The sequence below is a fragment of the Streptomyces sp. NPDC006265 genome (assembly GCF_040613555.1).
Lineage (GTDB): Bacteria > Actinomycetota > Actinomycetes > Streptomycetales > Streptomycetaceae > Streptomyces.
The window spans coordinates 1-1,431 of the sequence record NZ_JBEXSH010001402.1; the positions used below are offsets into that span (position 1 = coordinate 1).

2 protein-coding genes and 1 pseudogene are annotated in these 1,431 nt (G+C 70.0%); 2 read left to right on the plus strand and 1 reads right to left on the minus strand.

Annotation, left to right across the window (positions count from 1 at the left end):
- The coding region (locus ABZ281_RS49280; protein WP_356665369.1) for a TerD family protein at window positions 1-504 on the minus strand (504 nt) is incomplete at its 3' end.
- A gap of 298 nt (window positions 505-802) precedes the next feature.
- On the opposite strand from ABZ281_RS49280, the gene ABZ281_RS49285 reads away from it, so the two are divergent.
- Both ABZ281_RS49285 and ABZ281_RS49290 read left to right on the plus strand, forming a co-directional pair.
- Window positions 803-1,231: a DUF6643 family protein gene (locus ABZ281_RS49285; RefSeq protein ID WP_184914640.1), complete on the plus strand. Its 429-nt coding sequence runs from the start codon at window positions 803-805 to the stop codon at window positions 1,229-1,231.
- 44 nt (window positions 1,232-1,275) lie between these two features.
- Window positions 1,276-1,431: pseudogene (locus ABZ281_RS49290) on the plus strand (two-component sensor histidine kinase); the annotation flags it as partial.

Consider the following 1,431-nt stretch of genomic DNA (forward strand, 5'->3'; position numbering starts at 1 on the left):
GATGCCGTAGTCCGTCGCCAGCCCTTCGAGCCCGCTGCTGTAGCCCTGAACGACGGCGCGGAACTTCCAGACTCCCTGGCGGCGGTAGAACTCGCCCAGCACGAAGGCGGTTTCAGTGGTGGCACCCGGGTTGTCGAAACGTGCCACCGGCGTGCCCTGGGCCGCATCCTGGACCTCGATGTACAGGTCGGGAACCTGCCCGAACGCGCCACCGTCGGAGGAGGCGGCGAGGACCAGCGTCTCGATCTCGGGCTCCACGCGCGCGAGGTCGACGAGGAGCGTGTCGGTCACCCGGCCGCCGGCGTCGCGCTTGCCCTCGTGCCGGATGGCGCCCGAGGAGTGGGCGGGCTGGTTGTAGAAGACGAAGTCCGCGTCCGAGCGGACCTTGCCGCTCACCAACAGCAGAGCGGAGGCGTCGGCGTCGGGCACTCCGGGCCCGGTTCGCCATCCCAATTCCACCCGCAGCGCTGCGGTGGGCACCGGAGTATTTGAACCTTTCAGCATTTGCATGTCCGCCCCCATTGCGTGTCACCGCGCCAGGCCCGTCCCGGCCGTTCGTCGAGTTCCGTGCGCACAACCTATTCCTTGCCGTGGCGAAGTCCCACGCACGACCGCACGGAAGACCGGCCGCCAACCGCCGGTAACCGGCCCGGAACTCGGCCTTTACACGATCAGGGCCCTCGTTCCGTGCCCCTTTTTGCCGAGTTCGCTCGCATTGGGGGTCCCGGGTCACTGCGGACACGGAAAACAACCCTCTTATCGGTCTCCCCAACCAGCACATCGTGGGCTTAACTTATGTGCCATGACCTCCCCCCGCTCCACCTATGGCGGCGGCTACTACTCCGCCTCCTTCCCGGACACCCCGATCTACGACAGGCTCGTCGCCGAGCGGGGCACCCCGCAGATCGCCCCGATCCGGGTCCCCGCTCAGTACGACATGCCGGGCAGCCACCTGCCCGCGCTTCCTTCGGCACTGCCGGCCCTTCCGGCAGCTCCCTCCCAGCCCGCCTACGGCTATCCGCAGGCGCAGCAGCCCGCACCTCTGCAGCAGGCGCCCGCGGCGTACATCCCGCAGCAGGCCACCGCTCCGCGCGGCTACCCCGGCCCGCAGCCTCAGCAGCCGCGTCCGGCGGCCCCCGCGGGCTACGAGGCGATGCGCCCCGCCGCTCCCCGGCCCGCCCCGGCTCCCTATCAGGACCCGTACAACAACCAGCAGTACCGCGGGTACTGAGCCGAGCTCCGAGGGCTGTCGGTGCCGGCTGGCACGATGGCGCCATGGCCCGCATGCTGCGCCCGTTCACCCGGGCGGTGACGTACACGCGGTGGCTGCACCTCTCCATGGCCATCGTGTGGCCCGCCCTGTGGTTGTTCATCGACGAGGCGTGGTGGACCGTGGGCACGGCGACCGTGCTGCTCGGACTCGCGGGCCTG